Source organism: Tessaracoccus defluvii, assembly GCF_014489575.1.
Classification (GTDB): domain Bacteria; phylum Actinomycetota; class Actinomycetes; order Propionibacteriales; family Propionibacteriaceae; genus Arachnia; species Arachnia defluvii.
Map to the genome: position 1 here is coordinate 3,072,893 of NZ_CP060789.1, position 25,765 is coordinate 3,098,657.

The window sequence follows — 25,765 nt, forward strand, 5'->3', positions numbered from 1 at the left end:
GGGCTGACGGTCCCGGGAATTTTCCCGGAACCGTCCAGGCGACCCGATGATGCAGGTCCGATGCCGTCGGGCAGGACCAGACCGTAAGGGTCGGGGTCGCCGTTGATCCAGGCGTGGTGCCGTGCCTCTGCGATCCCGAGCACCCACGTGACGAGCCTGGCTTGGTCAGGCTCGTCACGCCGGGTCACACGCAGCCGCAGGTTCCTCGCATCAGAGTTCATGTCAGGTAGGTGCGCAGCACTTCCCAAAACGCGAGCACCCTGACGAATTACTGCCCGCTGAACCGCCCTGCCATGAGGGGACACGCCTCTTGCAAGTCGAGGACAAAGGTCCCGAATCAACTCAGAGTTGACCTGCGCGACAGTGCAGGGGTGTGAGTGCTCTTCCAGTCGGCGCCCATGCCTGGGCGGTGACGTGGAGCCACCCCAGTGTGGTAACTTCAGATTGTCATTGTCTAATCAGAGTTTACCGATCGGGGTGGAGTGTCGAGCGAGGTTCCCGGGTCCGCGCGTCTGGTTCTGGCGTCGGGGGTGGTCCATCTCGATGAGCAGGCGGCGGTGTTCGGGGCGATGTTGTCGGGATGGGAACGGCAGCAACGGTCTCGGTTGCTGGCGGACGCGACGATCGAGCCTCGGGTGGCGTTACTGCGCCGGTTCACCGAGTTCGCCGGATCGTTCCCGTGGCAGTGGAGTGCCGGGGACGTGGAGGATTTCACGTTGTCGCTGATGAGTGGCGCGGCGAGGCTGGCACCGTCAACGATCCGCGGCTATCACCTGACGTTGCGGATGTTCTGCGACTACCTGCTCGACGGCCGCTATGGGTGGGTGAGCGAGTGTGAGCAGCGGTTCGGGGTGATCCCTTCGCAGGTCTGCCACGACTTCAACACCGTTGCGCATCTCAACGACTACGAGGGGCGGCCGGGGCGACGACCGTTCACCTACGACGAGTTGCAGCACCTGTTCGACTTCCTCGACACCCGGGTTGAGCGGGTGCAACGGTCGGGCCGCAAGGGTGCGTGGGCTGCGTTGCGGGACGCTCAGATGGTCAAGACCTGCTACGCCTACGGGTTGCGGCGTCGGGAGTTGTGCTTACTCGACATCGCGGACCTGCGTCCGAACCCGCACATGCGTCAGTGGGGAACCTTCGGGGCGGTGCATGTCCGCTACGGCAAGGCGGTCCGCGGCAGTACGCCTCGGCGTCGAACGGTGCTCACGGTCCCGGAGTTCGACTGGGTGGTCGATGGTCTGCGGCAATGGGTCGAGCAGGCCCGGCCGCTGCTGCGGCCTGATGACCGGGATGCTCTGTGGTTGACGGAGCGGCGGCAGCGGGTCTCGGTGAAGTCGATGGATAACCGCTTCGCCTGGCTGCGTGAACAGGCCGACCTGGACGCTGACCTGACCCTGCATTGCCTGCGGCACTCGTATGTGACGCACCTGATCGAGTTCGGTTACCCGGAGCGGTTCGTCACCGAGCAGGTTGGTCACTCCTACGCCTCGACCACGGCGATCTACACGAACGTGTCCAACGACTTCAAGACCAAGACCTTGAAAGCGGCTCTGGCCCGCGTCTACGACAACACCCAGGAGGAACGATGACGAAGAAGCTGTCGATGCTGTGGCATCTGCGTCAACTGATGGCGGCGAAGGGCATGTTCCAGACCACTGATCTGGTCGAGCCGCTGCACGAGCGCGGGATCGAGTTGTCGCGGCAGATGGTGCACCGGATCGTCACGAAGCCACCGCAGCGGATCAACACCGACCTACTGGCTGCGCTCTGCGACATCCTGGACTGCACCCCATCCGATCTCCTGGAACTGCACGTCGAGGAGCACCGCCAGCCACAAGCGGTCAATGACGGCGGGCCAGGGATCGGCGATCTGCGCCCGATCCGCGCGAAGATCAGGCGCCCCGACGGCGTTTCGGAGTGACCCGGGCATCCGCGAGCCGCGAGTGCGTGCGCTGCGGCATCTGGGCGACGACGGTGATGCTGCCGACGGGGCCGATCTGCTACCTCTGCCGTCGTGACATCGCCTACCACCCAGCTGTCTGCCCGGAGTGCTTCGAGCTGCGTCCGGTCGCCTACCCATCGGTGAGCAGCGACAACGTGCTGGTCTGCGCCGGATGCGCGGGCGCGGAATCGATCTTCGCCTGCACCGGATGCGGGCGTGAGGACCATCCCTACGCTCGTGATCGTTGCGCCCGCTGCGTCCTGGCCGAGCGCCTCACCAGCCTGCTCACCGACCCGACCACCGGCGCCGTCCATGAGCGGCTGCAGCCCCTCTTCGACGAGTTGGTCGCCGCCCGCCGTCCGCAAAGCGTGATCACCTGGCTACAGAAACCGCCCGCGACCGGCGTCAGACTGCTCGACCTCTTGGCCCGCGGTGAGTTGCCCATCAGCCACGACACATTCCGCGGCCTGCCCGCTGACCGCTCCCACAACTACCTGCGCGACCTCCTCGCCTCGACTGGGGTGCTGCCGCCGTATCACCCGCCGATCGAGCAGATCGAACGCTGGCTCGACACCACACTCGAACCCCTGCACGGCGAGGACAAAGGGCTCGTCGGCCGCTACGCCCGCTGGCACCTCCTGCGACGCCTACGCGGCGCCGCCGACCGCGGGGAGCTGACCAAATCAGCGATCTACAGCGCCCGCGGGAACATCAACGGCGCGGTCCGGCTCGGCCAGTGGGTCGCCCGACACGACACCACAATCGCCAGCCTGTCCCAGTCGCAGCTGGAGTCCTACCTCGCCGACTATCCCGGCGCACGCAACAGCCAGCAGAGCTTCGTCGCCTGGCTCGGTCGCGCGCGAGTGAACACCGCCATCACGATCCCGTGGCGGGGAACCACCATGCCCGAAGTCACGGTCTCCGACGCCGACCGTTGGGACCAGATCAAGACCCTGCTCCACGACGACACGATCGCCCTCCACGCCCGCATCGGTGGCCTGTTCACGCTCCTATTCGCTCAACCCCTCGAAACAGTCGTCGCGATGCGCACCGACCAGATCACCCTCACCGACGACGACACAGTGCTCGTCACCTTCGATACCGTCGCCATCGAAATGCCGCCCGGACTGGACGACCTCCTCCGCCGCCACCTCGACCGCCCCGGCAGCCCGTCCATCGCCAGCACCGACCACGGATGGCTGTTCCCCGGCAGACACCCCGGACGCCACCTCGTCAGAGAAACCTTCCGCGGACACCTCGCCCGCCTCGGCATCCAACCCGGACGCGCCCGCCACGCCGCCATGTTCGCCCTCGCCGGACAGGTTCCCGCGCCCGTCCTCGCCGAACTCATCGGCATCGCCGACAAGACCGCCACCAAATGGGCCGCCCTCGCCACCCGCGACTGGTCCGAGTACGTCACCCAACGAGACACCTACAAGAACGGCTGAACCATGTCCATCGAAGACCGACTCACAGACGCAGACCTCCTCTGGAAGCACGGACGACGCGAAGGAGCGCTCCTCAGCGTCCTCGTCGCCGTCGCCGCCACCGCTCGCAAGGCGTTCCCTGAGATCACCGGTGACCGGGCAAGCTTCGAAGCCTTCATGAAGACCACGCACGGCTGGACGATCGGCGTCGAATACCGAGGCAAGCCAGTCGATCTCGACCACCTGTTCTACAAGTGGCTGCGCTGCGAACTCATCCACACCGGCACACTCCCGGTCGACCTCCGCATCGAAGACCAACTCGGCGACCCGAACGCCAACTCCGTCCGGGCCGGCGGAGCACCCGACTACACCGTGCTACTCGGCCCAGGCTGGTACCACTTCCTCGTCAACGCCGTCCGCAACGCGCCCGCCAACGCCGACATCACCTGGAGCACCGCAGCGCCGAGCTCTCCCCAGTAGCCCGGAACTCGCCCAACTCGAATACGAGCCCTGCACCGGTACGTACTACTCCGTATGGAATTGTCTTGGTGCCAGACTACGCCTCTTCGCGCTCCGGGAACAGGTAGAACGCGATCTTCGGCAACCGGACCAGGCCGCGCCCGAGCGCCGCCGTGAACAGCTCCTCAGCGAGGTGCTCGAACTCGGGAGCGAGGAACCTTGCGGCCGCGTCAGCCACCTCGGGGTCTTCGTGAGGGTCGTCGGCGCGGAGCATCACCACGATCGCCGCGCGGATGTCGTCGCACCAGTCCTGTGTCGCCTGCGCAAGTGGTTTGATCGCCCCCGCGACCCCGTCAGCCATGAGCCGGATCAACGCCTGACCCTCGCGACGGTCGAACAGACGGTCGAGTGCGGCGACGATGTGCTCACGCACCGCCTCGACCTCGGCACCGACGGGCGCGGGTGTGCCGTCGAGGAACGCGAGGGTGCTTGCGCGCATGTGGCTGATCGCATCCAGCGCCAGACCTTCCTTCCCCTTGCCGGGGAAGTGGTGGTACATGCTGCCCTGCCCGATACCGGAGCGCTGCTGGATCATCACCGGGCTCGTCGCCTCGAACCCACGCTCCGACAGCAACTTGCATGTCGCGGCCACGAGCCTCTGCTTCGAGTCATACGCCGGACGCCCAGGACCCCGCCGCTCCACCACCCTCACCACACTCCTTGCCGCCGAGCGGCGCCTCTGGCTGCGCCGTCAATTCCATACAGAGTAGTATGGACCTTGATCTGCAAGACGCGTGATCGTTCGAGGGGCGGGGAATGGGTAGTGATCATCTGCGATGCCGCGTGCCTGTGCGAGGACACTCAGTCGTCCTCTTCTCTCTCGGTCTCTGGGAAAGCTGGCGTCGTGACCGATAGACTGATGCAGGTCACAATGTCACTACTGGCCGGGCTCCGCTTCGGCGGCGGAGGATTTCGGTGGGGATCGGTCTCGCAGACCTTGCAGGGTTGCTCAACATGGGGCCGCCCATGTATGCGTGGTTCCAGCAGACCGAGGCCGTCGTTGGATTCGCCCCGCAAAAGCCGAACGCGATGCGCCCGATCATCCTGCGTCACTGGGCCCCGTCTGGCCCCCTGGCATACGTATTCGCGCGCACGTCAAGTCTTGAGCGCGTTGAGGTACGCAACCCTGCGCATGATCACCGTGAGGAGTGGCCAAAGTGCTGGCTGCACGACGACGGCAACATCGTCGCCTCACGCCCGCTCCCTGTCCTCAAGGATGCGCTCGACCCAACCCATCGGCTGTGCAGTGAGGACGACCAGGCAACCATCGACGCAGTGAGGGCAGCGCGGTGGCAGACGAAGTAGTAACCGGCGGCCCGCTTGCAGACATCGACGAGGAGTTCGACCTCGGTGAGGTGGGGGTCGGCGATCTGCAAGCACTCATCGACGAGTATGCCCGGCAGGGCCTCGGTCGTCTCTGGCTCGACGAGGTCGGGAAGGCGGCTCGGCACCTCGCGCGCCGCTACAGCCCGTGGGCATACGCACGTGCATCGACGTGGGATGACGATGCGATCAACGATCTGGTCCAGGATGTCGTCGAGCGCATGATCACCAAGGGCCAGGCCGAGTACATCTGCGACACGGCGAACGACTTCGGTCACGCGCGAGCACTGATCTATCGCCAAGTGCGGATGACTCTGATCGACCGACGACAGCGCACTGCGGTTGACAACCTGTACGCCCGGGCTGTCGATCGGCTTGGCGAGTCGCCGTTCGAGCAGGTGAGGACGAAGCCCCGATCCTGGCGACTCACCGGATCAACTGAAGAGGCGACGCCCCCCACCACCCGACTTACTTCCTCGCTTGCGGCGCTCCCGCGTCTGCCGGGCAACGGAACCGAGCGAGCCAGTGCGATCTGGACGACGGCGACCCTGGGTGATGCGCTCGCCCTCGTGTGCAAGGTGGTCGGCGAGGTCGAGGAGTCCGATCTCAAGAGAATTTTCGACGAAGCTTTGACAGCCTTCGCAACAGCGGAGGTTGTCTCTGATGACGCCGGTGCTCGAGACCGCTCCGCCGAACTCGACCCGGGCGAGCTGACTTTGGCGAACGATCTGGCGGAGCGGATCGTCGCGGCGCTCACCAAGGAGGAAGCAACCATGCTGGCTGGTAAGTGGATCGGCGACTCGGACGGTGACATCGCGCGCCGCGTCGGAGTCAGCCGTCCTACTGCTGCCAAGTACAAGGACTCCGCGTTCGAGAAGGTTCGTGCTGAACTCTCAGACCAGACCGAAGCGCTCATCGACGAAGCATTCGGGCGGCTTCAGTCGCTCGTCATCTGTAAGGCAGAAGGAGGTGCCGCATGACCGAGATTGGAGTTGGCGGTATCTACCGTACGGTCGCGATGGACCGGAACACACCCTCCGCGCTCGTCCTCGTGACTGATGTTGACTCGTCTACGCAATCCGTCACGGTCACACTCCTCAGCCCAGATATAGAGTTCGGAAGCAACACCGACCTTGTCCTGACAGGCAACGAGATCGGCCGCGCCTACGACCTGCTCGCTGAATCGGACATTTTCGGCTACGCCTGGTTCGTCCAGCTGGATCGACGCGTCGGACGCGTGGACACGGACGTACTCCAAGCACTCAATGCTCTCCGCGACGAGGAAGCGGTTGACCGACCACTCGCGGGCCCACCTGTAGTCGAGCGGACGGACCCGCGGTGGAGCTTCAAGGTTCACGAACTGAAGCGGCTCCAGACTCTCACAGCGGACTGCACGCGCGACCTCATCGATGGCGATCGAGTCCCGGAAGTCGATGCGAACGCGCTGCGGGTGCCGGCGACCGAGGCGGAGAAGGAAGCCTTCGAGGAGTTTGTCGTCGGGGCTGTTGAGGAAGCCAAGCGGGGAGCAGCTCGGATTCCTGGATGGCTTGTCGAGATCGCTATCGACGAGGGGCTCCGAGATGCGTACCGCGCTGCCGGGCTGTTCAACGCGCTTCGCCTTCTGATGAAGTACGCGGACACGGCTTGCGTTCCCAACGCGGTGCCAACCGGGACGACGCTCGGCGCGTATGCGGAGCTTCAGGTCGAATACGCCGCGTCGGCTGGCTACTCAAACATTTGGCTCCTCGGCCGCTCGACTGACATTCGCGGCCCGATAGAGGCGCGCCCGGCGCGCACGCGCACCGGTCGCCTCATCCAGGTCACCCACGTCTCCGCCATCGCGCACGTCACCCAGTACCGAGAGGTCTACGCATGAGCAATCCCATCTTCGAGCGCCGGGTACCGTTCGCGACGCGACGTGGAATCAGCCTTCGGCGGTGGCGGCTCCAGAACTTCAAGTCCGTGCGGGACGCCGAGGTTGAACTCCGACCACTCACCGTGGTTGTCGGTGCGAACAGCGCCGGCAAGAGCACGCTTCTCCAGAGCATTCGGGCAGCAAGCCAGGCAACGAGCACGGCGGGATATCTCTATCCCCTCAACGGACGCGGGGTTCGGCTCGGTACGGTTACCGAAGTCAGATACCGTGGTCCGAGCAGCGACGACGAACCGCTCATAATCGGAGCGGACTTCGAGATTCGGGCACCTCGCGGGATGTATCGCGATGGCAGGGCTGTTGGCTCTGCGCAAACGGCTCCGGTGCTTGCGACCCTGTCATGGGAGGTCAAGCTTGGTGAGTCGTCGCAGCAGAAGGGCATCGCGAAAATCGAACGCCTCAACGTCGACTTGAAGCCTGCGGATCACGACGCACTCCCGCGGCAAGCGCCTCGTCTTGACCGGGCATGGGTGCTCGCCATAGCTGACGACGACGCCGAGGATCTGGTGCCGCTGGACGAAGACGACGATGCGCGCTCAATCCCGCACTACTTCTCTGGCCAGTTCGCTGGGGCAAATGGCAACCTGCTTGAGGTCGCGGACATCCTCGTCGAAGGCGGGTTTCCGCTGGATGCCTCGGTGATGCGTTCCCGTGCTGAAGTCCTCTTCGAGACCTGGCGCGACATGCTGCTGCGCCGCTCGATCCACGAGCGTGACGAAGTTGAGCATGACCTGCTCACGGTGGTGAACGCGATTGACGAGGTGAGCCGGGTACTTCTGGAGGTGCACGCCGCCGTCGCGGAATCCAAGAGCGAATACGCCGATGCTGTTCGATTCGAGTTAAGTTCGAAGTCACCCGAGACGCGCACAAGGTTCGACCTCAACATCGCATCGTCGGAGAGCTTCGGCGATGAAGTAGTCAAGGAACTGACGAAGGGTGGTGTGCAGGGCGAGGTCCCGTTCCCTCATCGTCTGGACGATCTCGGCAGGGCGTCGAATCTCGCGTCCTCGTACCTCAGAAGCGGAATTCGGTACCTCGGTCCGCTCCGTGAGGAACCGCGTGCTGCCTACCCCGACTCGCCCGAAGGCGACGACAGTTATGTCGGCGCCAAGGGCGAGTTCACCGCATCTGTGCTGCAACGCCACGGTGACCGAAAGGTCAGCGTTCCGACCCCAGACGATGAGGGAGCGATCAAGACCCCCCGCCGCCCGATTCAGCTCATGACGGCCGTGAGCCGCTGGGCGAAGTATCTCGACATCGGCGAGAGCTTCTCAGTCTCCGACCAGGGGCGCTTCGGCATCCAGATGCAGGTGAGGCAAGCGGATGTCGAGGGAGACCTAGACCTCACCAGCGTCGGCACTGGCGTCAGCCAGTTGCTGCCCGTGATCGTGATGTGCGTTCAGGCCCCGGCAGGCTCGCTTCTGCTCATCGAGCAGCCCGAACTTCACTTGAACCCGAAGGTGCAGCAGCGACTGGCCGACTTCCTGTTGGCGATGGCGCAGAGCGGTCGGCACCTGATCGTCGAGACGCACAGCGAGTACCTCATCTCGCGGCTCCGGAGGCGAGTCGCGGAGGATGAGAAGGACAGCCTCCAGGACACGATCGGCATCTACTTTGCTAAGCGCGTGAACGGGGCGACCACCTACGATCTGGTGCAGCAGAACGAGTTCGGTGGCATCGAGGAGTGGCCGGAGAACTTCTTCGACCAAGCCACCGAGGAGGAGCACGCGATCCTCTCCGCGGCGGTCAAGAAGCGCCGTGCGAAGGCCGCAAGGGTCGAGTAGCTACCCCCTTTACATCGACCCAGCCAAGCCGGATTGGTCTTGACGTCGGGCCGAGAGGCAATGACAACCAGCAAGAAGGGAGGCGCCGTATGGCACGAATTGCACGCAAGATCGAGACGAAGACTCTGGAGCAGAAGCTCTGGGATGCCGCCGACGCCCTGCGCGGAAACCAGGAGCCAAGCGAGTACAAGCACGTCGTGCTCGGCTTGGTTTTCCTCAAGTACATCTCCGACCGGTTCGAGGGCCGCCGCAAGGAGATTGAAGCGGAACTCCTCGCCGACGGCCTGAAGCCCGAGCAGATCGAGCGCCTCGTTGAGGACCGAGACGAGTACACCAGCAACTCCGTCTTTTGGGTGCCCGCCGCAGCGCGGTGGAGCGTCATCCAGAAGAGCGCGAAGCAGCCTGAGGTCGGCGAGTCGATCGACAACGCGATGGACCTCATCGAGCGGGAGAACCCGAAGCTGCGCGGAGTACTGCCCCGCAACTACGGCCGCGAGGACCTCGACAAAGGTCGACTCGGTCAACTCGTCGACATCATCGGCTCGATCGGCTTCACCCAGAGCGATGACCACGGTTCCGACGACGTGCTCGGCCGCGTGTACGAGTACTTCCTCGGTCAGTTCGCGGGCAAGGAGACCGGCAAGGACGCTGGCGCGTTCTACACCCCGCGCTCCGTCGTCAAGACGCTCGTCGAGATGCTGGAGCCCTACCACGGTCGCGTCTTCGATCCGGCGTGCGGATCGGGCGGCATGTTTGTACAGTCCGCCGAATTCGTGAATGCCCACGGCGGCAAGCGCAACGACATCTCCGTCTACGGCCAGGAGTTCACTGCGACCACCTGGAAGCTCGCGAAGATGAACCTTGCTCTGCGCGGCATCGACGCCGACCTCGGCGACAGGTCAGCGGACTCCTTCACCCAGGACCTCCATCCGGACCTACGCGCCGACTACGTCATCGCGAACCCACCGTTCAACGTCTCCGATTGGTGGAACGCGAAGCTCGCCGACGATCCCCGATGGAAGTACGGCACGCCTCCCGAGGGCAATGCGAACTTCGCTTGGGTGCAGCACTTCATTTTTCACCTCAGCCCTCGTGGCACTGCAGGCTTCGTGCTGGCGAATGGCTCGCTCAGCTCCAGAACTAATGGCGAAGGTGAAATACGCCGCAAGCTTGTCGAGGCTGATCTCGTCGACTGCATCGTCGCGATGCCCGACAAGCTGTTCTTCAACACCGGCATTCCGGTCAGCCTCTGGTTTGTCAGCCGCGATCGTGGCGGCAACGCCCAGCACCGGGCACGCAAGGGTGAGGTGCTGTTCATCGACGCACGCAAGCTCGGCAGCATGGTCAACCGCCGACTCCGCGAGCTATCCGACGACGACATCCGGCGGATCACCGGTGCGTACCACTCCTGGCGGAACCACGACGGTGGCTATGGAGACGTCGCCGGCTTCACAAAGGCATCATCGTTCGAGGAGATCCAAGAGCACAGTTTTGTCCTTACTCCGGGTCGCTACGTCGGCACGGAAGAGGCCGAAATTGATGACGAACCAATCGACGAGAGGATCGAGCGTCTGACAACTGAGCTGATCGCGGAGTTCGACCGTGGACGCCAACTTGAAGGCCTTATCCGGCAACGACTGGAGGCGCTAGCGCCGTGACGCAGACTTCGGCGCCGATGCGTACCCTTGTTCGTCATGCGGTTGGCGGTGGCTGGGGCCACGCCGAACCCGGGGACGACACTGCGCAGGTAGCGATCATCCGCGGAGCGGACTTCCCCGCAGTGGCTGTTGGTGACACATCGAGGGTTCCTCGAAGGTGGGAAGCTTCAAAGAAGCTCCCCTCCCGGACCCTGTGTCCGGGCGACATCATTCTGGAGATCTCCGGCGGCTCGTCTGACAGGCCCACCGGCCGCACCGTCTTCGTAAGTGAGCGCCTGCTGAACAGCTTCGAGTGCCCGGTCATCCCCGCAAGCTTCTGCAGGCTCGTTCGGGTTGACTCGACCCAGGCTGACCCCTACTACGTCTACTGGTGGTTGCAGGGAATGTATGCCGATGGTCGAACCTGGGGGTACCAGAATCGATCAACGGGTATCGCGAACTTCCAGTTTGAGTACTTTCTCGACGCGGAGACGGTCACTCTGCCGCCCATCGAGGAGCAGCGTGCGATCGCAGCCACTCTTGGTACGCTCGATGACAAGATCGAGGCGAATCACCGCCAGCGTAGACTCCTGCGAAGCCTGGGGGCGGCGCTATTTACCAAGGCGCTTATTTGCGGTGGAGTTCAACGCCCGCTCAAGGCCGTAACTACGAGCATTGCTCGTGGGATCGCACCCAAGTATGCCGACGATGACGCTAACGCCCCACTCGTCCTGAACCAGAAGTGTATCCGCGGCGGATGGGTGTCTCTAGTGCCAGCGCGACGAACGCAAGGCAGGACTGTGGCCCCTGCGAAGATCGCATCGGGTGGTGACATCCTAGTGAACTCGACTGGAGTCGGCACGCTCGGGCGAGTTGCCCGATGGCACGAAGGCTCAATTCTTGTTGACAGCCACGTCTCAGTGATCAAGCCTGACCCCGCAGAAGTTGGCCCCGTAACGCTCGGATACGCACTGCTCGCGCTCCAGCCCGAACTCGAGGCCTTGGGCGAGGGCAGCACCGGACAGACTGAACTCAACCCGACTCGGCTCGGAGAATTCGGAGTTCTCCTTCCGCGCGACACAAAGTTGAATGGCCTTGAGGATGTGCTGGTTGCCCTAGAACGCCGTGCCAGTCTTGTTGCTGACGAGAATGATCGATTGGCAGCAGTGCGCAACACGCTGCTTCCAGCACTTGTACTGGGTCGGGTTCGCGTACCCGTTGAGGAGGCGGTGTGAGCACTATCGACAGCTTCTGGGCGATCCAGGAACTCGAAGCCTTCGTTCACGCCTCGGGTACGGATGGGATGTATCAACGGGAGCCCGACGAGGTCGTCGCCGAGCGTGCGCACGTCGTCGAGCAGATTCTCGACAGGTCACTCCCGGGGTGGCGGGATCGGGCTGACCAGCGGTCACAGAAGCTCCGTAAGTACGAGCCATGGGGCCATCTACGCGATGCTGCGAGCCGGGGTATTGCAGCGCTCAAGCGGCAGGACGAACTGCGGGAGAAGCTGGGCGATGATGCGCCGTTGATCTCGGCGGCTCGGCTGCACCCGTGGGTCTGGGGCGGCGCTCGCTCTCTATGGCAGTCGGGCCACTATAGGTCGGCTGTCGAGGATGCCGCGAAGAAGGTCAATGCAGAAACGCAGAACAAGGTCGGTCGACGCAATGTGAGCGAGACGAAGCTCTTTCAGGAGTCGTTTAGCGACAAGGCAGCCGAGCCTGGCAAGGCTCGGCTGCGTCGGATGAAGGACGACGGCAGCGACACATACAAGTCGGTACAACGTGGTGCGATGGCGCTGGCTGAGGGCATCTACTCCGGCATCCGCAACCCGTTCAATCACGAAGACCCGAAGGAGATCGACGAGCAGACCGCGCTGGAGCATCTCGCGGCGCTCAGCGTGCTCGCCCGTTGGGTCGATGATGCGCAGGTCGAGAAGGAAGCATGAGCAAACTCAATGAGTCCGTCGTCGAGCAGGCCGCACTGGAGTGGCTTGCCGACCTCGGCTACCAGGCCCTCCACGGACCGGACATCTCGCCCGGCGGTGACGGCGCGCAACTACGTGATTCGTTCACCGACGTGGTACTGATCGATCGACTGCTCCCTATCGTGCGCGCGCTCAATGCCGGTGTCGACAGCACGGTCATCGACCAGGCGATCAAGCGCCTGCTGCGCCCGGAGTCACAGAACCCGGTCGATGAAAACTACCGTATTCACCAGTTCCTCATCGGGGGTGTTCCCGTCGAGCACCGCGGTACGGACGGCCAGGTTCGCACGATCCGGGTGAAGCTCATCGACTTCGAAACCCCGGTAATGAACGACTGGCTCGCGGTCAGCCAGTTCACCGTGACGAAGGACGGCAAGAACCGCCGCCCCGACGTGGTCGTGTTCGTCAATGGGATGCCGCTGGCGCTGTTCGAACTGAAGAATCCTGCCGACGAGAACGCCGACATGAAGGGGGCCTGGAACCAGGTCCAGACCTACCGCCACGACATCGCGCCGATCTTCGACTTCAACGCCGTCACCGTGATCTCCGACGGTGTGCCTAGCGCCGCCATGAGTTCGTTCACCGGTGCTTTCGAACACTATGCCCCGTGGAAGACGATCGACGGCCGGGATGTCATCACCGACCGTCCCTCCCTTGAGGTGCTCATCCGGGGTGTGTTCGATCCAGGTCGATTCCTCGACATCCTTCGCAACTTCGTCGTCTTCAGCGACGAGACCGTCACCGACAAGACCACGGGCCAGCCGATGCGCTCGCTCGTTAAGCGCGTCGCGAAGTACCACCAATATTGGGCGGTGAACACTGCTGTTGAGTCGACCGTGAAGGCAGCGAGCCCCGAGGGCGACAAGCGCGGCGGCGTCGTGTGGCACACCCAGGGCTCGGGCAAGAGCTTCGAGATGGTGTTCTACGCGGCGAAGATCATGCGCGACCCGCGCATGGAGAACCCGACGCTGGTCTTCATCACCGACCGGAACGACCTCGACGATCAGCTCTTCGGCGAGACCTTCGCGCCCGCGACTATCCTCCCCGAGCGGCCGGTCCAGGCGGAGAATCGCGCCCACCTGCGCGAGCTACTGAAGGTCGCATCCGGCGGCATCATCTTCACCACGTTGCAGAAGTTCGCCCCCGAGGAGCAGGGCGACACGAACCCGGTCCTGACTGACCGGCGGAACGTGATCGTTGTGGCCGATGAGGCTCACCGCTCCCAGTACGGCTTCAGCGAAACCCTCGACTCCGAAGGGCGGCTCAAGGCCGGCCTCGCGAAGCACATGCGCGACGCACTCCCCGGCGCGACCTGCCTCGGCTTCACCGGCACCCCGATCGAGACGACCGACAAGTCGACGCGCGCCGTGTTCGGCGACTACATCGACATCTACGACCTCACCCGGGCCGTCGAGGATGGGGCCACCGTCAAGATCTTCTACGAGCCCAAGCTCGTGAAGGTCGGGCTCAGCGAGAAGATCGAGGCGGAACTTGATGACCTCGCCGACGAGATCACCGAACAGGTCGAAGAGACTGCGGCCTCGGCCGCGAAGTCGCGCTGGGCGCGACTCGAAGCGATCGTCGGGGCGGAGGAGCGCCTCGAATTGGTCGCCAGCGAGATCGTCGAGCACTGGGAGAAGCGCCGCGAGTCGATGATCGGCAAGGGCATGATCGTTGCCATGAGCCGTCGCATCGCCGTCGAGCTCTACGAAAAGATCGTTGCCCTGCGGCCAGACTGGCACAGTGACGATCACAAGACCGGCAAGATCAAGGTGATCATGACGGGGTCTGCGGCCGACCCGCAGGAGTATCAGCCGCACCTGTACGACAAGGCCACCCGCAAGGAGATCCAGCTCCGCGCCAAGAACCCCGAGGACGAACTGGAACTCGTCATCGTGCGCGACATGTGGCTCACCGGCTTCGACGCTCCGGCCATGCACACGATGTACGTCGACAAGACGATGCAGGGTGCGGGCCTCATGCAGGCGATCGCCCGAGTCAACCGCACCTTTCGTGACAAGCCGGGCGGGCTCATCGTCGACCTCATCGGCGTGTACGCCAGCCTCCAGGAGGCACTCAAGGTCTACTCCCCGTCCGACCGCGATCAGGCGGGCGTGCCGATCGACGAGATGGTCGCCGTCATGCTGGAAAAGCACGACATCGTCACGTCCCTCCTGCACGGCGTCACCTTCGACTCCTCTCCCGACCTCGCAGCTGCCGACCGCCTGGCGCAGTACGCCAAGGTGCTCGACTTTGTCATGGCCGACCCCGATCGTACGAAACGCTACAACGACCAGGTGCTCGCGCTGGCCAAGACCTTCGCGCTGTGCGGCGCGAGCGACGAGGCCGCCGCCATTCGCAACGACGTGAGACTCTTCGTCGACGTGCGGGCGGCCATTCTCAAGGTGCTCGACCCCGGTTCGGGACGCAGCGGCTCAGGGGCGGTTGACGTCGACACCGCAATCGGGCAGCTCGTCAACGAGGCAGTCTCAGGCGATCAGGTGATCGACATCTACAAGCTCGCTGGCGTCGAGACGCCAGAGCTGTCGATCCTGTCCGACGAGTTCCTTGACGGACTCGCCGACAAGGACAAGCCGAACCTCCAGATCGGCCTCCTGAGGCGCTTGCTCGACGACCGAATCCGCACGATCAAGCGCAGCAATGTCGTGCAGACCCGCAAGTTCTCCGAAATGCTCGACGAGGCGATCAACCGGTACAACAACCGGTCGCTCACGTCGGCCGAGATCATCGCCGAGCTGGTCACGCTCGCCAAGCAAATGCGCGCCGATATGCAGCGGCACGCCGCCCTCGGCCTCCGCGAGGACGAGATCGCCTTCTACGACGCCGTCGCGCAGAATGGGTCAGCCGTCACGGAACTCGGCGACGAGACGCTGAAGGTGATCGCGCGCGCGCTGATGCGTACGATCCGAGACAACTGGACGATCGACTGGGACGTTAAGGAAAGCGTGCGCGCCAAGATGCGTTCGGCCGTCCGCCGCATACTCGTCCGCTACGACTACCCGCCCGACGCGGAACTTGAGGCGATTGAGCTGGTCATTGAGCAGGCTGAAATCTTCGCCGCCGACGAGGAGGAATTCCCTTACTGAGGCTTTACATCCTCCTGGTCAGGGCAGATTGATCTATGTGACACAGGAAGGAGGTAGTCAATGGACGAGATTAAGTGCCCGCACTGCGGGACGGTGTTCACCATCGATGAGGCGCAGTACGCCAACATCGCTGCGCAGGTACGCACAAAGGAGTTCGATCATGAACTCCACTCTCGGCTCGCGGAGGCCGAGAAGGCCAAGCAGACAGAGATCGCGCTGGCTGAGGCAAGGGTCGCCCAGCAGGCACAGCAGGCTGCCGCTCAGAAGGACGCCGAGATCCAGCGGCTGAAGAACGAGATCGAGGGCGCGGAGAACGCCCAGTCCCTCGCAATCGCAGAGGCCGCTAAGGAGACACAACAGGCGCTCGGCGAGAAGGAAGCGCAGATCGAACGGCTCAAGGCTGAGATCGAAAGCGCAGGTACCGCGCAGCAGCTCGCGGTCACGAAGGCTTCCGAGGCGGCGCATCGGACGGCGGCCGAGAAGGACGCCGAGATTATGCGGCTACGCGCCGAGATCGAGAAGGCGGGCACCAGTCAGGAGCTCGCGGTCACGAAGGCGGTCTCCGTACTGCAGCAGACGCTCACCGAGGCCGAGAGCAAGCTCGCGCTCCAGGTGGCCGAGCAGCAGGTGAAGGAGTCGTCACTCAAGGAGTCGCACTCGAAGGAGATCGCGCTCCTCCAGGAGCAGGTCGAGCAGTACCGCGACTTCAAGGCCAAGCAGTCGGTGAAGCTCCTCGGCGAGTCACTCGAACAACACTGCGCGACCGAGTTCAACCGCGTCCGCGCGATGGCCTTCCCGAACGCCAGGTTTGGCAAGGACAACGACGCGTCCAGCGGAACCAAGGGCGACTACATCTTCCGTGACTTCAGCGCCGATGGCGTCGAGTACATCTCGATCATGTTCGACATGAAGAATGAGGCCGACACCACAGCCACCAAGAAGAAGAACGTCGACTTCCTAGCGAAGCTCGACAAGGACCGCCGTGAGAAGGGCTGCGAGTACGCCGTGCTCGTGTCCATGCTCGAAGAGGACTCCGAGCTGTACACCGGCATTACGGACGTCTCCCACGAGTACCCGAAGATGTTCGTCGTCCGGCCGCAGTTCTTCCTCGCCATCATCGCGCTGCTCCGCGGAGCCGCGCAGGAGACCATCCAGGTGAAGGCCGAGCTGGAACAGATCAAGAAGCAGAACGTCGACATCACGAACTTCGAGGCCGACCTCGAAGACTTCAAGTCGGCGTTCGGCCGCAACTACGACCTCGCGAAGCGCAAGTTCGACACCGCCATCGAAGACATCGACAAGGCCATCGAGCGCCTCCAGAGGGTCAAGGAGGGACTCCTCGGCTCCGGGAACAACCTCCGCCTCGCCAACGATAAGGCCACGGTCCTCACCGTCAAGAAGCTCACACTTGGAAACGAGACGATGGCGCAGAAGTTCGCCGAACTTGATCCGTCGCAGGAGCCTGAGGCAGCTTAGTAATCATCTTCGGGTGCCCCTCTCTCCGCCCTCGGTCGAGGGGCACCCGAATGTCAGTACCTCCAGGGAGAATTGCCGCATGCAGCACGTCAAGTACGATCTGGGCCAAGTCAAACGCGGGTCGACCGTCGTCGTGACACTCGATAAGCAGGCCAATGTCCAACTCATGGACAGCAGCAACTATTCGAACTACACGCGCGGACGCCAGTACCGCTACGTCGGGGGCCTCATGCGAAAGTCTCCCGCCAGCATCCCAGTGCCCCGCGACGGTCATTGGTACGTGGCCATCGATCTCGGCGGCGGCTCTGGCCGAGTCCGCAGTGGCGTGAATGTTCAGCCCCCGCCTCGCGGGAACCTTCCGACATATCGAGAGCCGGGTACCCAACCGCTCCGTGACGTGCTTGATGTACGCGTGCCACAACGCCCAGCCGACCCGGATGTGCTCGACGGCCGCACCTGGGATGTGTTCATCTCGCATGCGAGCGAGGACAAGCCGGCCGTCGCCATCCCGCTTGCTGAGGCGCTTCAGGCACGCGGCGTGACCGCGTGGCTCGACAAAGCCGAGCTGCGGATCGGTGAGAGTCTTCGACGGCGCATCGATCAGGGCCTAGCGGCGAGCCGCTTCGCCGTTGTGGTACTCAGCCCCTCATATTTTGCGAAAGGCTGGCCCCAATACGAGCTTGACGGCATTGTCTCACTGAGCATCGCGGGTAAGCAGAACTTGCTGCCCATCTGGCACGAGGTCAGCTACTCCGACGTGATGGCCGAGAGCCCAAGCTTGGCTGACAAACTCGCGCGTTCGACCACCGACACAGGCATCGAGGCGATTGCAGATGAGATCGCTGAACTGGTTCTCGCTTCTCGATAGGGGCTCTGCACCTCTGGGTTGCGTCAGCGCGTCTTCGCCCAGACCGTGCCACGGTGGACGCCGAACTGCTTCGCCAGCGCGTTGACGCTGAGGCCGTTGGCGCGGGCTGTTCGCATAGCGTCCACTTCCTCGTCAGTGAGCCGTGTTCGAGTGCGTCTCCTTGGCTCTGCGGCGGCCTCGACCAGAGGGTCACCGGGCTCGCCAGCAGGCTCGGCCACGTCGTCGGACCCGTGATTCCAGGCGGAGATCAGCCGCTCGACCCGCTGCCGCCTGTTCCCGTAGTGGTCGACGGAGTCCACAGCTGAACTCCCTAGTCAAACGCCTTTGACTAGGGAGTTTGTATGTTTCATCTCGGACCCGAGTGTCCTCAGAGGGACAGAACAGCGCTTTTCCATCGCACGCTCATCGAACGCGCCAGCGCCAGTCTGGTGGGGTTCCTACTCGCATGAGACGGTTTGGATACATCCGACGCCTGCCGAGCAAGCGTTCTCAGGCGAGCTTCACACATCCGAACGATCCGGGCAGGAGGGTGGTCGCTCCGACGACCTTCACTCACAAGAGCGATGCGGACCACTGGCTGGGAGTCCAGGAGCGCGCCATTGAGCGAGGAGAGTGGCTTGCGCCCGAGGAACTCGAGGCCCGACGGCCGAAGGTGCGCACGCTTCAGGATGCCTATGACCGGTTCCTGAGTCAGCGTCCGAGGCCGCTGGCTCTCTCCACCCTAAGTAGAGCCCCATAGAGTGGTGTAGCCCCTTGGTGGCCATGCCGGATGACGATGGCGCGGTCACCGCGGGATCCTTCGAGTTCACCTACCAAAGCTCTCTCGAAATGGAATCAACCACGATGACCGCTCCCCATATTGTCGACCCCGCCCGCGTGTTGGGCAACCTGCTGACCGAAGCATCCCCAGACATGATGCGCCAGCTGCTGCAGACCATGATCAACGCCCTCCTCTGCGCTGATGCCGACGCCGTCTGCGGCGCCGAATGGGGACAAGCCACCGCCGCTCGGCTCGCGCAGCGCAACGGCTACCGCCACCGACCCCTCGACACCCGCGTCGGCACCATCGATGTGGCCGTCCCCAAACTTCGCTCCGGCACCTACTTCCCGGAGTGGCTCCTCGAACGCCGCAAACGAGCCGAAGCCGCGCTGATCACGGTGATCGCTGACTGCTACCTCGCCGGCGTCTCCACCCGCCGGATGGACAAACTCGTCAAAACGTTGGGCATCGATGGCCTGTCGAAATCCCAGGTGTCCCGAATGGCCGCAGACCTCGATGAACACGTCGCGCAGTTCCGCCACCGACCCCTCGACGAGGCCGGCCCGTTCACGTTCGTCGCTGCCGACGCGTTGACGATGAAGGTCCGCGAAGGCGGCCGGGTGATCAACGCCGTCGTCCTCATCGCGACCGGCGTCAACGGCGACGGACACCGCGAAGTCCTCGGCCTGCAGGTCGCCACCTCTGAGACCCGATCCGCGTGGAACACGTTCTTCGCTGACCTGGTCGCCCGCGGCCTGGCCGGCGTCCGACTGGTCACCTCCGACGCCCACGCCGGCCTAGTGGAAGCGATCGCGGCGAACCTGCCCGGCGCGGCCTGGCAGCGCTGCCGCACCCACTACGCAGCCAACCTCATGGCCGTCACACCCAAGACCATGTGGCCGGCGGTCAAAGCGATGCTCCACTCCGTCTATGACCAACCCGACGCCACATCCGTCGAAGCCCAGTTCGAACGGCTCCTCGACTACACCGCAGACAAGCTGCCCGACGTCGCCGAGCACCTCGAACAAGCCCGGGCCGACGTGCTCGCGTTCACCGGATTCCCGAAGGACGTATGGACCCAGATCTGGTCGAACAACCCTGCCGAACGGCTGAACCGAGAAATCCGCCGCCGCACCGACTCCGTCGGGATCTTCCCCAACCGGGAAGCCATCATCCGCCTCGTCGGCGCCGTCCTGGCCGAGCAAACCGACGAATGGGCCGAAGGCCGCCGCTACCTCGGCCTCGACATCCTCCACCGTTGCCGCCTCACCACCATCACCAACACCGAACAGGAGACCACCGAACCCCTCGCCCTGCCCGCCTAAACGAAGGAACCGCTACACCACTCCACTGGACTTGACCCCCGGTTCATCGGCTTCAACCTGCCGACGCGCTCCAACACGCCCGATCATGCGAGCGCCGAGCGTCTCGCGGAACGATTCGCCACCCTCGGGGTCAACGTCATCCGACTGCATGCCGCCGATGCGCCGCAGGGAGCGGAGCCGGGCAGCTGGAGCAGCACGCTCGACAGCCCGCTACTGGACTACGGCAGCGGGACCACCCGTCGCTTCCACCCCGACGGGCTCGACCGCTTCGACTACTTCGTCGCCCAGCTGAAGCAGCGGGGCATTTACCTCCACGTTGACCTGATCGTGGCCCGGGCGTTCCGGCCCGGTGACGGACTCGACTACCCCGGGGACCTGCCCGGCTCCCTCAAGTGCTTCACCATGATCAACGAGCGTCTCATCGCACTCCAGGAGGAGTACGCCCGGGAACTGCTCTGCCACGTGAACCCGTACACCGGCCTCGCGCTCATCGATGATCCCGCGGTCATGACGGTCCAGATCAACAACGAGGACTCCGTGATCAAGGGCACCGCCGAGCTGGCCGACGATCCTGCTGTCCGGCCGTACCGCGACGAGCTGCGGCGCCGGTTCAACGACTTTCTTCTCGAGCGGTACGGCTCCCGGGAGGGTCTCCGGGAGGCCTGGACTTTCGAGGGCGTCTGCGCCCTCGGCGTCGACGAGGACCCCGTCGCCGGCACCGTGAGCGTCGTGGAGGGGGGATTCTTCCAGCCAGTCAACGAGCCCATGGGCCCGTGGGACGGCGAGGTCAGCCCCGCGCGGTACGCCGACTGGATGGCGTTCGGCATCGAGGCCAACCGGTCGTTCTACCGCCGCATGAAGGACTTCCTTGTCGGTATCGGTGTCCGGGTTCCGATCGCGACGAGCAACCTGGTCGCCGGAGCCGCCGATGTCTTCGGCCACAGCGATGCCGACATCATGGAGAACAACGCCTATTTCAATCACCCGCTGTTGCCGTACGTCGACAACACCTACGTCGTCGGTGGCCTGGCCGATTACGTGGCCACCAACCCGCTGACGATGCAGAAGGACGCTGGCCCACTGCGCACCACTCTGCTGAGCCTCGGCTCGACGGCGGTCATCGCCGGGAAGCCCTTCGCCCTGAGCGAGTGGAACGAGTACGGCGCGGCACCGTTCCACGCCACCGCGGCAGTCCACACCACCGCCTACGCCTGTCTGAACAACTGGGACGCGCTGATCCTCTACTGCCACCACACCTCCGAGGACGCAGACGACCAGCCCGACGACGAGATCCTCAACCTGTTCGACGCCTACAACGACGTCGCCCTCATCAGCCAGTGGGGCTTCATGGCCGCCCTCTTCCTGAAGGGCCTCGTCGCGCCCGCGCCCCAGCGCGCTGACCTGGTCTACACGGCCGCCGACCTCCTCACCCTGCCCACTCGCCACGCGATGCCTCACACCTTCCTGCCCTACGTGCTTGAGATGCGCTCCGTGTTCCTGACGGAGGGCGACTCCTACGACAGGGACGCCGACGTCGCCGTCACCGCCGGGTTCATGGCGGGTGCGGACCTCGGAACAGCGCCCCACCGCGTGCGCTACGCCTGGTCCCCCTACGCGGATCCGCACCGTCGTGAGTTGGCGGCGGTCGCTCCGGAATCCGGGGGGCGGACGCTCGACTTCGCGGACATCTCGGAGGTGGCGGGCGGCGGGGACTATCGCGGCTTCGCGGCGGCGGTCACCAAGGCGCTGACGACGTGGAATGTGATCCCAGCGGGTACGGGGTTCGTGGAGGAACGCCTCGTCTCCTCGACCGGCGAGCTGGACTTCGATCCCGACAACGCCCGGTTCAGCATCGACACTCCGTCGTGCGCCTACTTCAGCGGTGCGCCCACGCCGGAGGTCCGGCTCGGGCAGCGCATACGCGTAGAGTCGGCCAACGAACGCATGTCGCTGGCCCTGCTCCCCCTGGACGCGGCCCGCATCAACGACGCCACAGAACTGCTGTTGACGGCGGTCGGCAAGACCGGCATGGATGAGACGACCTACACACCCGTGGACGTGTACCCCGGTTTCGAGTTCACCGCCGTCAAGCTCGCCGGCAAGGTTGCCGCCGACACCCTGGCGGGGGTGATCCACGTCTCGGCGCACAGCGCCGAGCTGGTCGCCCTCGACCCGCACGGCGATCTGGTGTGCACTATCCCGGGTGTGCCGACGGCGTCCGGGACGCGGTTCGATCTGGCCGGCGACATCCCAGCCGTGAACTATCACCTGACCCTGGGCTGAGCGCCCGAGCCGCGTTCGGCGAATACCGGCCGTCGACACGTGACAGCACGGTACTCATCATCGATTCCGCGACGCTCCCAATGTTGGGAGTGAGAGAAGGGCACCAACGATGGCGCGCAGTAGGAAGCAGTACCCACTGGACTTCAGGACGCGATTCGGCGTCGCCACCATGGGCATCTCGCACAGCATCGGCACGGCGATGGTCACCAGCGCCCTGATGCTCTTTCTGACCGATTATGCGGGCCTGTACACCGGTGTGGCGGGAGCCGCCGCCGCGGCGGCGGCCACCATGCTCGTGGTGGGCCGCGTCTGGGACGCCGTGAACGACCCGCTCCTCGGCTACCTCATGGACCGGACGCCGCGCACACGCTGGGGCCGCTTCAAGCCCTACATTGCGGTGGCCATCCCCACCTCGGCGCTGATGCTCATTGCGCTGTTCCACCTGCCCCTCGCCATGGACGATGCCCTCAAACTCGTCCTGGTGTACGTGCTGTACCTGCTCTTCGATACGGCCTTCACCCTCATGCCGTTCAACCCGTTGATGCAGACGATGTCGCCGGATCCCCGCGTACGGTCGAAGCTGCTGGGTCCGCCCCGGATCATCGGGTTGGTGGCTGCCGCGTTCATGGTGGGCCTCATCCCCGCCGCCTACGCTCTGGGCCCCGCTCCGGGGGAGACCAACTTCGGCCTGGCCGTCACCCTGTTCCTCGTGCCGGCCGCGGCGATCTCCCTCATCGGGATCCTGATGGTCAAGGAGGGGGACGCGAACGTGGGCGAGGAGACCGTCCGGCTCAGCGACCTCGCCGTGATGATCCGCACGAACAAGCCCTTCTGGATCTCCCAGCTGGCGGCGATCTTCCAGGGGTTCACTTGGACGATGCTCTTCGCGGGCGCGAACTACTACATCAAGTACGCGCTCGGAGTCGAGGCGTTCCCCACGACCTCCGCCATCCTGGGTCTGGTCATGATCGTCGGCAACATCCTGGGCGTGCCGGCCTCTCAGCTGCTCTTTCGTTGGTTCACGCCCGCGCAGGCGTTCATCTGGGTGTGCGTGTTCACGGCCCTCCCGTTCGCGTTGCTCTTCTTCATCAACCTCGGCGGACCGATCACGGACCAGTGGATCCTCTTCCCCCTGCTCTTCCTGGTGACGCTCGCTCTCGGCATGGCGTTCATACCCGGCACCGTCGTCGGCATGCAGACCGCGGACTACAACAAGTTCCGGATGGCCAAGAGCATGCAGGGCACGCTCGGGGCGCTGGCCGGGTTCATCCAGAAGATGCAGGCCGCCCTGTCGGCCGCCGCCATGGGTGCGATCCTCGTCTCCGTCGGCTACGACGCGGAGGCGTTCGAGACCGCAGAGGTCATCCCCGCAGAGCTTTTCAGCGGCCTGGGGCTGGTCCTGTTCGGCGTCCCCGCCATCATGGCGCTGATCGGCGCCGGGATCATGTACTTCTACCCGCTGCGCCAGAAGGACGACCAGGCGGCCATGTACGCGGAGATCGAGGAGATGAAGAAGGCCCTCGGCGCCGCCGGGACACCCGGGATGGCGGGAGTCGCACCGCTCCTCTCCGGCGCCGCCGACGGCGAGGAGGAGGTCAAGTGACCACGCGCGGCCGAATCTCCGGACCAGTCGGCTGGAGGGGCGGCCGTCCCGGCTCAGGTCGGATTCGCGCCACTGTCGCTGCCGGCCGTCACGGCGGGAGGCTGCGACGGGGCCCGCGCGGCTGAGACCAGGCCCCAGAACGCGTCCACGGCGGCGACCACGTCCAGATCGTCGCGGTACCGCCGCTGCAACAGGAGCCCGTCCATCACTGCGGTGCCGAGGGTGGCGATCATCTCGTCGCTGATGCCCGCGTCGCTGCCGGGCGTAGCGTCCCGCTGCGGGCGCGTCGTCACCTGGGCCTGGCGGTAGTGCTCCACGAAGTGGGCGTGGGCGGGATGATCCGGGGTGATGGCCTCCGCGGAGAGCGCGATGTAGAGCGAGGTCAGGCCAGGATGCTCCTCGGCATGCCGCGCCACCTCCCGAGAGCGGCTACGCACGTCCGAGGCGGGGGCCGACGACAGGTGCTCGGCCACGGACGCATCGCGCAACTCGAGGACCTCAACGAGGAGTTCTTCCTTGGCGGAGAAGTGGTGCAGGACTCCGGCCTGGGACAGCCCGACCCGCTTGGCCAGCTCACGCACCGAGGCGTGGCGGTATCCGTCGGCGGCGAAGAGATCGGCGGCCATGGCCACGATCTCGCGACGACGCTCCCGTCCCTTCTGGAGCCGGTTGGGGTCCTTACTCGTCTCGGGCATTGCCCCACGGTATCGTCTGGCGTGGCGGAGGTGAGGATGACCGAAGGCGAGAAGTCCGCCGCGACACTGACCGACGTCGCGAAGGCGGCCGGGGTTTCACCGGCGACCGTTTCGCGGGTGCTGAGCCAGCGAGGCGACTTCCGGCCGGACACGCGCGCCCGGGTGCTGGCTGCGGCGAAAGCCCTCGGGTACGACCGCTCCTGGACGCCGCGAGGACGCCGGTCACCTGAAGCCACCACCATCGACCTAGTCATGGGGCAGGTGTCGCACTGGTGGAGCGACCGCGTCGTTCGGGGCGCCTGGCATGGCGCCGCGAAGATGGGGCTGGACCTCACGCTGACGACGGAGCGTCTCGATGATGACGACGACGATTGGCCAAGCCGCGTCCTGCGGCGTGGGACGGTGGGCATCGTCATCGGGCTCGCGCATCCGTCGCCGCCCCAGCTGGCCAATCTTCGGGCGGCACGTGTCCCCGTCGTGCTCCTCGACCCTATGACGGCCTCGAATGACAATGTGTGCAGCGTCGGCACGACCGATCGGGAGGGGGGTTATGCCGCCGGCCAGCACCTGGTGGACCTCGGCGTCACGGACTTCATCAGCGTGCAGGCCAGGCCCGCCTACCGCTTCGTCCGGCAACGTGAGGCGGGGTTCCGCGCCGCCGTCGAGGCCGGCGGGCCGGGTTTCCAGCTCCGAACCGTGCAGACGCGGTGGGACGGAGACGGGCCGATCCCTGAGCTGACGGCCCTGATGGTGGACCGAACGGGCCGCCTCGGCATCTTCGCCTCCAACGACAACATCGCGCTGCGATGCTACGAGTCGGCCTACCACGCCAAGCGCAGGGTGGGCGTCGACGTCCTCGTCGTCGGCTTCGACGACGAGGCCCGCGCGGCGCGCGCCGCCCCGTCGCTCACCACGCTGCACCAGCCGGTGGAGCAGATGACGGCGAAGGCTGTGGAACTGATCTTCACAGGCTCGGCCGAGCAGCTGTGGCTCGCTCCTGAGCGCCACGAGCTGCCCGCCCACCTCGTCGTCCGCGAGTCCACGGCCGGGCCGGATGGCTCCGGCTAGGAGGTGACCGGGTGGCCTCGTCGTC

Annotated in this window: 21 protein-coding genes; 18 read left to right on the plus strand and 3 right to left on the minus strand. The window is 64.8% G+C overall.

The genetic code is table 11. The features are described 5' to 3' along the window. The first annotated feature begins 635 nt into the window (after window positions 1–635). Genes H9L22_RS14615 through H9L22_RS14630 form a run of 4 tightly spaced genes read left to right on the plus strand, consistent with a single transcriptional unit; the run spans window position 636 to window position 3,855 of the window. A complete protein-coding gene (locus H9L22_RS14615; RefSeq protein ID WP_226965888.1) occupies window positions 636–1,595 on the plus strand; it encodes a tyrosine-type recombinase/integrase in 960 nt (319 codons plus the stop codon). After that, on the plus strand, window positions 1,592–1,927 hold the full coding sequence (locus H9L22_RS14620) for a helix-turn-helix domain-containing protein (protein ID WP_187720551.1): 336 nt from the start codon (window positions 1,592–1,594) through the stop codon (window positions 1,925–1,927). Before H9L22_RS14615 ends, H9L22_RS14620 begins: the two co-directional genes overlap by 4 nt. Beyond that, window positions 1,924–3,396 carry a site-specific integrase gene (locus H9L22_RS14625; RefSeq protein WP_187720552.1) on the plus strand — a complete coding sequence of 491 codons (1,473 nt, stop codon included), beginning with the start codon at window positions 1,924–1,926 and terminating at the stop codon, window positions 3,394–3,396. The genes H9L22_RS14620 and H9L22_RS14625 overlap by 4 nt, the downstream gene beginning before the upstream one ends. Window positions 3,397–3,399: 3 nt before the next feature. Beyond that, on the plus strand, window positions 3,400–3,855 hold the full coding sequence (locus H9L22_RS14630) for a hypothetical protein (protein WP_187720553.1): 456 nt from the start codon (window positions 3,400–3,402) through the stop codon (window positions 3,853–3,855). Between the two features lie 76 nt (window positions 3,856–3,931). Here H9L22_RS14630 and H9L22_RS14635 read toward each other — a convergent pair whose 3' ends face one another. Next, a complete protein-coding gene (locus tag H9L22_RS14635; RefSeq protein WP_264292469.1) occupies window positions 3,932–4,486 on the minus strand; it encodes a TetR/AcrR family transcriptional regulator in 555 nt (184 codons plus the stop codon). A gap of 323 nt (window positions 4,487–4,809) precedes the next feature. Here H9L22_RS14635 and H9L22_RS14640 point away from each other — a divergent pair, with 323 nt between their 5' ends. The 10 genes from H9L22_RS14640 to H9L22_RS14685 all read left to right on the plus strand — a co-directional run bounded on the left by H9L22_RS14640 (window position 4,810) and on the right by H9L22_RS14685 (window position 18,006). Further along, window positions 4,810–5,199, plus strand: coding sequence for a hypothetical protein (locus H9L22_RS14640; protein ID WP_187720554.1), 390 nt, complete (start codon window positions 4,810–4,812; stop codon window positions 5,197–5,199). Further along, window positions 5,184–6,197, plus strand: coding sequence for an RNA polymerase sigma factor (locus H9L22_RS14645; protein WP_187720555.1), 1,014 nt, complete (start codon window positions 5,184–5,186; stop codon window positions 6,195–6,197). Before H9L22_RS14640 ends, H9L22_RS14645 begins: the two co-directional genes overlap by 16 nt. Next, a complete protein-coding gene (locus H9L22_RS14650) occupies window positions 6,194–7,093 on the plus strand; it encodes a hypothetical protein (RefSeq protein ID WP_187720556.1) in 900 nt (299 codons plus the stop codon). Before H9L22_RS14645 ends, H9L22_RS14650 begins: the two co-directional genes overlap by 4 nt. Next, on the plus strand, window positions 7,090–8,934 hold the full coding sequence (locus tag H9L22_RS14655) for a DUF3696 domain-containing protein (RefSeq protein ID WP_187720557.1): 1,845 nt from the start codon (window positions 7,090–7,092) through the stop codon (window positions 8,932–8,934). The genes H9L22_RS14650 and H9L22_RS14655 overlap by 4 nt, the downstream gene beginning before the upstream one ends. Then, window positions 8,835–10,592 carry a class I SAM-dependent DNA methyltransferase gene (locus H9L22_RS14660; protein ID WP_226965889.1) on the plus strand — a complete coding sequence of 586 codons (1,758 nt, stop codon included), beginning with the start codon at window positions 8,835–8,837 and terminating at the stop codon, window positions 10,590–10,592. Before H9L22_RS14655 ends, H9L22_RS14660 begins: the two co-directional genes overlap by 100 nt. Window positions 10,593–10,609: 17 nt before the next feature. Beyond that, on the plus strand, window positions 10,610–11,806 hold the full coding sequence (locus tag H9L22_RS14665; protein ID WP_187720558.1) for a restriction endonuclease subunit S: 1,197 nt from the start codon (window positions 10,610–10,612) through the stop codon (window positions 11,804–11,806). Continuing rightward, window positions 11,803–12,516, plus strand: coding sequence for a TIGR02391 family protein (locus tag H9L22_RS14670; RefSeq protein ID WP_187720559.1), 714 nt, complete (start codon window positions 11,803–11,805; stop codon window positions 12,514–12,516). The genes H9L22_RS14665 and H9L22_RS14670 overlap by 4 nt, the downstream gene beginning before the upstream one ends. Beyond that, window positions 12,513–15,662 carry a type I restriction endonuclease subunit R gene (locus tag H9L22_RS14675; protein WP_187720560.1) on the plus strand — a complete coding sequence of 1,050 codons (3,150 nt, stop codon included), beginning with the start codon at window positions 12,513–12,515 and terminating at the stop codon, window positions 15,660–15,662. Before H9L22_RS14670 ends, H9L22_RS14675 begins: the two co-directional genes overlap by 4 nt. A gap of 60 nt (window positions 15,663–15,722) precedes the next feature. After that, window positions 15,723–17,138, plus strand: coding sequence for a DUF2130 domain-containing protein (locus H9L22_RS14680; protein WP_187720561.1), 1,416 nt, complete (start codon window positions 15,723–15,725; stop codon window positions 17,136–17,138). A gap of 79 nt (window positions 17,139–17,217) precedes the next feature. Further along, a complete protein-coding gene (locus tag H9L22_RS14685; protein ID WP_187720562.1) occupies window positions 17,218–18,006 on the plus strand; it encodes a DUF1883 domain-containing protein in 789 nt (262 codons plus the stop codon). Window positions 18,007–18,029: 23 nt separating this feature from the next. On the opposite strand, the gene H9L22_RS14690 is transcribed toward H9L22_RS14685, so the two are convergent. After that, the gene (locus H9L22_RS14690; protein WP_187720563.1) at window positions 18,030–18,305 is read right to left on the minus strand and encodes a hypothetical protein; all 276 of its coding nucleotides are present in this window, start codon (window positions 18,303–18,305) and stop codon (window positions 18,030–18,032) included. Between the two features lie 544 nt (window positions 18,306–18,849). Here H9L22_RS14690 and H9L22_RS14695 point away from each other — a divergent pair. The 3 genes from H9L22_RS14695 (at window position 18,850) to H9L22_RS14705 (ending at window position 23,977) form a co-directional block, all read left to right on the plus strand. Further along, complete coding sequence (locus H9L22_RS14695) at window positions 18,850–20,091, plus strand: IS256 family transposase (RefSeq protein WP_187720564.1); 1,242 nt, start codon at window positions 18,850–18,852, stop codon at window positions 20,089–20,091. A gap of 327 nt (window positions 20,092–20,418) precedes the next feature. Further along, the gene (locus H9L22_RS14700; protein ID WP_187720565.1) at window positions 20,419–22,374 is read left to right on the plus strand and encodes an alpha-amylase family protein; all 1,956 of its coding nucleotides are present in this window, start codon (window positions 20,419–20,421) and stop codon (window positions 22,372–22,374) included. Between the two features lie 109 nt (window positions 22,375–22,483). Then, window positions 22,484–23,977: an MFS transporter gene (locus tag H9L22_RS14705; protein ID WP_187720566.1), complete on the plus strand. Its 1,494-nt coding sequence runs from the start codon at window positions 22,484–22,486 to the stop codon at window positions 23,975–23,977. Between the two features lie 53 nt (window positions 23,978–24,030). Here H9L22_RS14705 and H9L22_RS14710 read toward each other — a convergent pair whose 3' ends face one another. After that, complete coding sequence (locus tag H9L22_RS14710; RefSeq protein WP_187720567.1) at window positions 24,031–24,672, minus strand: TetR/AcrR family transcriptional regulator; 642 nt, start codon at window positions 24,670–24,672, stop codon at window positions 24,031–24,033. Window positions 24,673–24,708: 36 nt separating this feature from the next. On the opposite strand from H9L22_RS14710, the gene H9L22_RS14715 reads away from it, so the two are divergent. Continuing rightward, complete coding sequence (locus tag H9L22_RS14715) at window positions 24,709–25,740, plus strand: LacI family DNA-binding transcriptional regulator (RefSeq protein ID WP_187720568.1); 1,032 nt, start codon at window positions 24,709–24,711, stop codon at window positions 25,738–25,740. Window positions 25,741–25,765: the final 25 nt, after the last annotated feature.